The sequence below is a fragment of the Vibrio sp. 10N.222.55.B11 genome, assembly GCF_041473705.1.
Taxonomy (GTDB): domain Bacteria; phylum Pseudomonadota; class Gammaproteobacteria; order Enterobacterales; family Vibrionaceae; genus Vibrio; species Vibrio crassostreae_C.
Genome location: NZ_JBFRST010000075.1, coordinates 1 through 9392, shown reverse-complemented (window position 1 = coordinate 9392; position 9392 = coordinate 1). Strand labels below are relative to the sequence as shown.

Annotated in this window: 5 protein-coding genes; 3 read left to right on the top strand and 2 right to left on the bottom strand. The window is 44.1% G+C overall.

Going from position 1 to position 9392, the window contains the following annotated elements; translation table 11 throughout:
• Window positions 1-526 precede the first annotated feature (526 nt).
• Both pyk and AB4503_RS23195 read right to left on the bottom strand, forming a co-directional pair.
• On the bottom strand, window positions 527-2005 hold the full coding sequence (pyk, locus tag AB4503_RS23200; protein WP_372115789.1) for a pyruvate kinase: 1479 nt from the start codon (window positions 2003-2005) through the stop codon (window positions 527-529).
• Window positions 2006-2134: 129 nt separating this feature from the next.
• On the bottom strand, window positions 2135-3514 hold the full coding sequence (locus AB4503_RS23195) for an MFS transporter (protein WP_372115788.1): 1380 nt from the start codon (window positions 3512-3514) through the stop codon (window positions 2135-2137).
• A 287-nt stretch (window positions 3515-3801) separates the two neighbouring features.
• Between AB4503_RS23195 and AB4503_RS23190 the strand changes: the two genes are divergently transcribed.
• From AB4503_RS23190 to AB4503_RS23180, 3 genes are read left to right on the top strand one after another with little or no spacing between them, the layout of a single operon-like run.
• A complete protein-coding gene (locus tag AB4503_RS23190) occupies window positions 3802-5067 on the top strand; it encodes an ABC transporter substrate-binding protein (protein WP_372115787.1) in 1266 nt (421 codons plus the stop codon).
• Window positions 5068-5075: 8 nt separating this feature from the next.
• Window positions 5076-7430, top strand: coding sequence for an ATP-binding protein (locus AB4503_RS23185; protein WP_372115786.1), 2355 nt, complete (start codon window positions 5076-5078; stop codon window positions 7428-7430).
• Window positions 7420-8688 (top strand): sigma-54-dependent transcriptional regulator, encoded by a 1269-nt coding sequence (locus tag AB4503_RS23180; RefSeq protein ID WP_372115785.1) that lies wholly within the window; start codon window positions 7420-7422, stop codon window positions 8686-8688. The genes AB4503_RS23185 and AB4503_RS23180 overlap by 11 nt, the downstream gene beginning before the upstream one ends.
• Window positions 8689-9392: the final 704 nt, after the last annotated feature.

Sequence of the window (9392 nt, the reverse complement as noted above, 5' to 3'; positions counted from 1 at the left end):
GGGAGGCGTTCATATCATTTACCTAGCACTCACCCGATTGTGGTTATCAGGAGGATCGTCCTCTCACGATTTAGATCCCGAACGGAATGCCCCGTTCTTCGTTACATTGTCAGAGCCGCTACTTTATTCAGGCTCCTAGGTTCATCTGGTGATACAGATGGTTCACTCATTAAGCGGTGAACAGCGCTTCATACGACTTCACGTCGCACGCCCCAAAATAATTTAGAGTGAATATTCATTCAGGTTATATGAGTGTAAGTTTGCCCTACGGTAAGTTATTTGAATTCAGCTAATCTAGAAATTGTATTTCTCTTCGTAGTTTAATTCTCCCAGGCGTTACTAATTTATTGGTTGTGAATTGAACGTGGGTTTACGGTGGCATAGCTGAACTAAACGAATTTCTCCCGAGCCAAGCTAGGTGTTTTCTGTATAAAAAAAGGACCTGCCATGTGGCAGGTCAAGTCCCTGTGGAGCAAGTTATGGGGGAAAAATTCAAGTTCGAGCTTGAATAAGGGGGGAGGTAAGACTAAGCCGCGATATCTTCGGCAGGCTTGACGTGAGAAGTCATATTCAAGCTCAGTAAGCGACAGGCATTAATTTCCCCCATGCCTTCTATGGAATCCAGCTGAGTCATTAAGATTGATGAGATATCAGCTTCGCGGGCCTTATGGCGTAAACAATCTACAATCTGCGGTGCTAGTTCGATTTTGGTACCTGCAGCTTTGAAATAAAAAGGTTCAATTCCTCGCAGGATTGTCATTTGTGAAAGTAAAGCAGGATTATCGCTAAGAGCCCAAATCTTAGTCTTACTCTGGCATCGAGACATTAATAGCGGCGTTTCTCCATGTTGGGTTAAAATCGCAACGCCAAGATCTTGATGAGCGCGAGAAGCCGAAATCATCGATGAAAGCGCAAAGCTTGTTTCGGGGGTAGAACATAGGTGTTGAAGGGTATCCCAGCAGTCGTGGTTACATTCCAGTTCATGTTCTGCACCTTGTGCGATACGAACCATAGCTTCGACTGCTTCGATTGGGTATTTACCTGCTGCGGATTCTGCTGAGAGCATAACAGCGTCTGTCCCATCAATAATCGCGTTTGCCACGTCTAGCACTTCAGCCCGAGTAGGGAGTGGGTTTTCGATCATTGATTCCAACATTTGCGTCGCAGTGATCACGGGTTTACCCCAATGCTTAGAGCGATTAATTAGTGATTTTTGAACCATCGGTAATCGCGCGTCACCTATCTCTACACCTAAATCGCCGCGAGCAACCATGATGATGTCTGATGCGATAATTACGTCATCCATGGCCTCTTTGGTTTCAACGACTTCGGCACGTTCCACCTTAGCGACAATCTTGGCATCGCAACCTGCTTTATGTGCTAAACCACGAGCGTATTCGATATCTTGTGCATTGCGTGGGAAAGAGATAGCAAGGAAGTCGGCACGAAGTTTTGCTGCGGTTTCGATGTCTTGAATGTCCTTCGCGGTAAGAGCAGGTGCAGAAAGACCGCCACCTAATAAGTTGATGCCTTTACGGTTAGATAGTTTACCGCTATTTAATACTGTTGTTTTTATCCATTGCTCGTCAGTATCGACTTGATTTACTTTAAGCTGAATGCGGCCATCATCCAGCAGCAGAATATCGCCCACGTTCACATCTTGAATTAGCTCTGGATAATCAAGGCCAACCATTTCTTGGTTGCCAGCTTTTGCGTCGAGTGTTCTGCTCAGAGTAAACACTTCTCCTTGATTGAGTTGAATAGCACCATTCTCAAAGCAAGAAATACGAATTTTGGGGCCTTGTAAATCCACTAGTACCCCAACATAAGTGTTAAGTTCGGTTGCAATTTCACGAACTAAATGCGCACGTGCGATGTGCTCTTGCGCGGTTCCATGCGAAAAGTTGAGCCTGACGATGTTAGCGCCAGCTTTGATTAAGTTAGTCAGTGTTTCACGGCTTTCACTCGCTGGACCTAGCGTGGCCACAATTTTGGTTTTACACATTTGTCACCTCTATCGACACATAAAAAGGAAAATAGAAATTGGGGGCTATCAATTTCGTAAGTACTCTTAGCAAAAGAACTTAAGAAATTGGAGAAGTAAGCGGGAGTGGCCTCCCGCTTTCGTTATGAATTAGTGACTAGGGCGAACTTCTAGCTCTGTTTCTTCAACAGGGTCGATATCAACCACCTTCTTCGCATTCCAAACGGTCAGAGCAAGAAGTAGTGAAACCACACCGGCCGCCAACCAAAAATATTGTGCTTGAGAGAAGTCATATTTGGTTACACCGTCAACCTCTGTGATTTTGATTAGAGAGGCTGATACCAACTCCTGACCAGAAGCTGCCATGTAGGCGAACAGGCCGATAAATCCTTTCACGGCACCTACTGCATTTTTAGGCATCAAGTCACAAGCAGTTAGACCTGCAAGGAACACTACCAGACCACCGATAGCGAAACCAATTAGCCCTAATGCTACAGCGTCAACTAAGCGGTTATCTGGGCCGAAGAACATTAAGCACATACCAGCAATGTTTGCGATACCGTAAAGTAGAGTCGGGATATGACGGTTAGAGTTGAACAGTTTGTCAGAGATAACGCCCGATAGGACGGCGCCAGCTAGACCCGCGATAGGGTATGTAGACATTGCAAAACCAGCGTCAATCAACGAGTAACCTTTAGCTTCTTGTAGGAAAAGAATAGCCCAAGATGACATCGCGTAACGAGAAATATACATTGCTGCACATGCTGCTGCGATTAACCAAACTGTTGGTTGCTTAAGAATGAATAACTGAGCACGACGTGTTTCTTCCGGACTGTTTTTTTTCTTGAACTCAGGTTCTTCGTCGAACGCGGTTGCTGAATCTGGCAAACCATAGGTTTGTGGACGGTCTTTAAGGACGAAAAACATACACAGTGCTGCTCCAATCGCGGCGATACCAGCACCGATGAAACCTGCTCGCCAGCCGAAGTAGCTCACCAAGGACGCAGTTAAGATCCAAGTGATACCTTCACCGATGTTACGAGAGCCACCCCATATAGAGTAACGACTACCGCGTTGTTTAGGTGAGAACCATTGGAATAAAGATACACAAGATGGTGCAGAGCCAACCGATTGGAACCAACCGTTAAGCCCCCATAGCAAAATGAAAAACAGCGCCGTGGTATTAAAACCCATAAATATCGCGGTAATACCAGACAATAGTAGAGAAAACGACATAAAACGGCCAATATTGGCATAGTCAGAAAGGACGCCGTTCGAGAACTTACCAAATGCATAAGTGAAGAAGAAAGCCGAACCCATGATACCTAGTTCTTCGATACTTACAATGCCTGCATCTAGCATTGGCTTTTTAACGACACCGAGGCTCATACGAACTACGTAGAAGACGGCGTAACCAACAATCAAGCCTAAAAATACCTGCCATTGGTGGCGTTTGAAACGTGCCTGCATTTCCTCTTTAGAGTTATCAGAAAGAGGAAGATCAGGACGTGTTTTAAAGAAATTAAACATCTTGCACTCCAAGTATTAATCATAAATGTTATGTTGCGGGTATATCTTGGAGTGATAGTTTTCACAGTACAAAGGCATGAATTTGAGACAGAATTGACTCATATTGATATTTAGGCTGAGTCAAAAACGGGAATTTAGAACGGTAGCCTGAGACTTGTTACTGATAGAATATGCGTAGTTTTGGTTGAAGTGCGTCAATAATGACTCAAACACACTCTGTAAGATTTTTTGACAATCTGTAATAGATTTGAGTTACCGCACATTATTTAAGGTTTTTGGTTAATTTGATGGCTGATTTCAAGCAATTGGGGCGTTGTTTACTTCTTGGTGCTGCGCTTTATACACCGCTCACAATCGCAGCAGATAAAGAGCTGGTGATACTCACTACTTTTTCTCAAGCTCCTATCACCGCTTTGGTGGATGACTTTACGCAGCACTATCCCGATGCGAAAGTCAGAGTGGTTCACCGACGTACTCAATCGAGTCTGCAATTGCTAAGCAAAAGCTATATGAAGGATATCGACTTGGTATTGAGCTCATCTCCATTTTTGATGCAAGAGCTGTCTGACGAACATCGTTTAGCTGATATGTCGTCTAGCGTGCAAGTTCCGAAATGGTTATCTGCTTATCTATTGCAGAATAACGAACAAGTTGTTGCTTTTGGATATTCTGGGGCGGGAATTGTTTGGAACAAAGATTATTTGGCTGCAAATCATTTGCCAGAACCGAAGCGTTTTCAAGATTTGACCAACCCTCTGTATTTTGGTCACGTCACAATGAGTACGCCAAGCCGCTCAGGAACAACTCAGTTGATGGTTGAGAGTGTGCTTAGTCGATATGGTTGGAAACAGGGCTGGCGTATTTTGCTCAATGTAGGAGCAAATTTGGCAACGATTTCATCACGCAGCTTTGGGGTTGCGGACTATATTGCCAAAGGTAAGTTTGGTATTGGGCCAACTATTGACAGTTATGCATTGATTGCCAAGCGTAAGTTTGATCACGTCGGTTTTGCTTATGATCAAGACTTTACGCTTATGCCAACCTACATTGCCCAAATAAATCGAGGAGAGAGAGACAAGTTGGCTGAAGCCTTTGTTGCGCATTTGCTTTCAAAAGAAGTTCAAGAGCAAATGGAAAGCAGCGCATTTTCAAAAACGGCCCTCTATGATACGGCTCGATACAGTGGTGAAAACCCAATACTCGATCTAAAACAGGTGATGCCGAGAGAAGCACTCATCAACTTGATTTTTGATACTGCGATTACTAAGCGTCTTCCAGAGTTACAAGATGCTTGGCTCACTCTCATTAAATTTGAACAGAGCCCTGAACAACAGTGCTCACTAAAGGCTATAGAGAAGCAGTTGTTTGAATTGCCACTGAGCAAAGAACAAATAGCTCCAATTGCTCAAAAACTGGCGACATTGGATAAAGATTCCGAAGTAGGCATGACGCAATACCAAGCATTGTTGGCGGAGTTTTCTCATGAATTAGGCCGTGCTATGTCGGAACAGTTGGACAATGTAAATCAACAATTGGCTCAGTGTCGGGGGTAAGGGAAGTAGTGTTGTACCCGAAATATAAAACCATTGGAGCTCGTTTAGTTGCTGCTTTCGCTTGCAGTACGATGTTGCTCACTGTGGTGTGTGTGGTTGCTTGGGCAACGTGGAATAGTCTAGACAATCAGGTGCGGATTTTACTGGAAGATAGCGTACCAAAATACAACGCCAGCTACTTTCTCGAAAGTAAAACCAGTGAAATAAACCGACGCGTTGAAGCGCTTCAAGTTGTTAACAACAAAGTACAGCTCAATGAACAAGCGATGCAGGTGAATGAGGAGTTAGCTTCTATTTCAACCGTTCTAAAGAGCAATAGAATGAATTTGGAGTTCTATCAGTTACTTGAATCGGAAGCCGGACTTGCTTCGCTACTGGCAAAGTATGTCGATCTGATTTCCTTACGAATCGACCAAAACCGCCGAGTCGATCAACTGATGGAGCAAATTAACTGGCTTCACCAAGATATCCGCTCGGAGCTCAAACCTCTTCGCCAAGAAGTGCATTGGCAGATTGAGCGGGTAAACGATTCAAAAGATATTCAAAGCTTGCTGGTTCAGCTGAGTACATTACAAAAGGTTATCGATGTTGAATCGGCGGTGTATGACATGGCTATTGACGTTGCCGGTGCCTCAATGCCGGAGCAGGTCGATAATGGGATGAAAGTAATTCACTTTCGCCTGATGGATCTTCAAGAAAGCAGTACAACGTTGATGAATCAACCAACATCAATCGCTTATAAGCAATTGCTGCAAGAACTTGTCGTGGTGTTGAGCCAAGATGGTACGTTCGAAAAACAACTTATGTCGCTGGTGAAACTCAACGGTGGCATCAAAAAGATGCAAGAGCAGATTTCACTTAGTATGGATGCCATTCATCAACAAATCGGTGAGTTGGTTGTTACCGCTGATCAAACGTTCAAACAGGTGAAAACTGAAACTGCTGATCGTGTGTCATATGGCAATCACGTTTTGCTCGTTTGCTTCAGTATTTCAATCATGACGAGTATGTTCTTGACGTATTATTTTATCAATCGCCGCATTGTGGCGCGTTTGATAGGGCTGGGGGACAGTATTGATGCCATCATAAAAAACGATCTAAGTCACCCAGTTGTGGTGGACGGAAATGATGAAATCGGGCGCTTGAGTAAAAAACTCATCGAATATGGTGAAAAGGTACAAGAAATTCAACGTACTAATGCCTTGAGTCTAATCAACAATACCACGGCAAGTTTGATCACGAGTGACCTCAACGGAGTAGTAGAGTCTGCAAACTTGAGTGCTCGTAAGCTATTGAAGCTTGGTGAAGTCAACGAAAGTTATCCGATTTGGGAGTACTTCCCTGAAAGCTGCCGAGCTCAGCTAAAAAAGGTATTTGATGGCTCGCACTTGTGGATTGAACTTGGAAAAATTCATGTGACCTTGTCACTTGGAGGGGAGGCCCCTACATACGTACGTTTCGATATTCGCCCTTTTGCCCATGGTGCTGAATACAAACTTATCATGACTATTACTAATGTGACGCATCAAGAAATCACCACGCGTACATTGGAAAGTCGAGTGTTAGAAAAAACGCAAGACTTGTTGCTGAAAAAGCAACAGTTAGAAAACGAAATTGAAGAGCGAATTCGAACCGAAGACAATCTTAAAAAAACACAAGATGAGCTTATTCAAGCAGCGAAAATGGCGGTTGTAGGGCAAACCATGACGAGTTTAGCGCATGAGCTTAATCAGCCATTAAATGCGATGTCGACGTATTTGTACAGTGCGAGAATGTTTCTTCAACAAGAGACGCCAGATAAGGTCAGCGAGTCGATCACGCATATCGAGGGTTTGACGACTCGGATGAGCAAGATTATCAACAGTTTACGCCAGTTCGCACGCAAACCAGAAGGGGAGAGAGAGGTGAAACCAGTATGCATTCATGAGGTGGCGGATCAAGCGTCTACCATCGTGAATACGCGCGCAAAACGTCAACAGATCACGATAGAAAATAAGTTACCTGACGATGTGAAAGTTCAAGGTGATATGTTGGCGTTGGAACAGGTTTTCATCAATGTCTTAGTAAATAGTTGCGATGCGCTAATGGAAAGTACAAGAGAAGAGAAAAAACGAATTAAAACGGAACTGGTGGACCGGAGTAAGCAAACCACACTGGTTGCGATCAGTGACAATGCTATTGGTTTTGGAGAAGATATTGTGCCACGGATTTTTCAGCCTTTTGTTTCGACAAAAGAGGTTGGCCTAGGGCTGGGGATGAATATTTGTAAATCATTAATAGAAAAGCATAAAGGAGATATCTACCTCGCTTCCTCACTAGAAAAAGGTGCGATGGTTGTGTTGGAGCTACCTAATGAGCAATAACCTATATTCAGTATTATTGGTCGATGATGATCAAGACGTTTTGGATTCTTATTCTTACTTAATGAACATCTCATCGATAAAGTCAAAGGCCATTAACGACCCAACGCAAGCGTTGCAATACGTCTCTCCAGAGTGGGCGGGCGTTGTAATTCTAGACATGTACATGCCACAGATGCATGGCTTAGAGTTGCTGAGGCTGATTAAAAATATCGATGAGCGAATTCCGGTTATTGTGATTACTGGGCATGGCGATATTCCGATGGCTGTGGATGCCGTGAAGCTAGGTGCGTGTGAGTTTTTGGAAAAGCCGATTAACCCGACGGAGCTTTTAACGCTTGTTAAGCAGCAGCTTGAGACTCGTACTAGTCAGGTGGAGTTGCAGCGTCAGGCGGAGAAATCGATTTCGCGTTCACTAATTGGTAAGTCTGCGCACATGGAGCAGATCCGAAAATACGTAGCGCAATATGCTTTGTTGGACACGCACTTGGTGGTTTATGGTGAGTCGGGCACAGGACGCCACAGCGTGGCTGGGATCGTCAAAGATATGATGGCGAAGAGCGAAGACATGGAATATCTCACTCTTGCTCTCAGTAGCACCACAACAATGAAGTGTATTGATGATGCGGTTAACAAGCTGGAACCGTGTGTGCTTGTTTTAGATAATTTGCCTGAATTGCCCGAAGAGGGGCAACGGTATTTGGCTCAGTTGCTGCTGGCCCGTGAGCGTTGTGGTAAAAAGAATCTGCGTGTGGTGACGATTTTTGAGTTAGAACCTGAAGACTACATTACTAAGAACCAATTGTTGCCAGAATTATACTACCTGCTTAATCAAGGGATGGTGCACGTGCCACCTTTGCGCCAGCGACCTGATGATATCGTGGCGATATTTCACTACTTCTTAAAGTTGAGTTGTAAGACACTCGGCAAAACACTGCCAAATGTAGACGCCAACTACCTTGCTCTTCTGAGGAATTATCCGTGGCCGGGTAATATTCGTGAACTTCGAAACATTGCTGAGCTGTACGCAATCGGGATTGTTAAGTTGACAGGTAAAGAGCGTATCTATTCACAAAATGATATTCAGCTCCCATTGGATGAATTGGTGGACGATTTCGAAAAGCAACTCATAGAAGATGCACTGTTCTTGCATTCTGGGCGAGTTTCCGATGCCGCCAATCATCTGCAAATACCCCGAAAAAAGCTGTATTTGAGAATGAAAAAGCACGGAATCGAAAAAGGCAATTACAAGTCGAGATAACAAAAAACGTTTGGGTCCATATCATTAGACTCAGGCGCTTTTTTCCATCATAAGTTAGAGTGACGAGAAATGATCCGCGGCATAGAGAGCTAATTGATCATCGCGAGATATGGATAAGAGGGTTATCGCTCATTTCTGAAAAAGAGTTCAAAAATACCATTGTCTTAGGATTCATAATTCCGCTAGCCCTTAGGCGGTGTACTCAGGTCTGATTAGTACAAATAATCCGTTAATTTATATTTTTGAGCAGCACCTAACTCGTTTTTGTCCGTGCGACCTGAGGTCGTATGAAGCGTTGTTCACCGCTTAACGAGTGAACCATCTGTATCACCAGATGAACCTACGAGCCTGAATAAAGCAGCGGCTCGGACAATGTAACGAAACTTGGCCGTTGGGCTGAGTGGGAAAAGAATCGTGAGAGGACGTTCCTCCTGAAAACCACAATTCGGGTAAGTGCTAGGTAGTCAGTATGATGAACGTATGTGAATCCATTCAGTGCGACATGAAGTCGTATGAATCGTTGTTCGCCACGAAAAGAGCGAACCATTTGTATCACCAAATGACCCTACGGCTCTGAATAAAGAAGCGAGCCTGACAATGTAACAAAGTCTATCTGATGGACGGGAACTGAATCGCGAGAGGAAGCTCCTCCTGATAACCACATAAATCGGGTAAGTGCTAGGGAAATGATATGAACGCCTCCC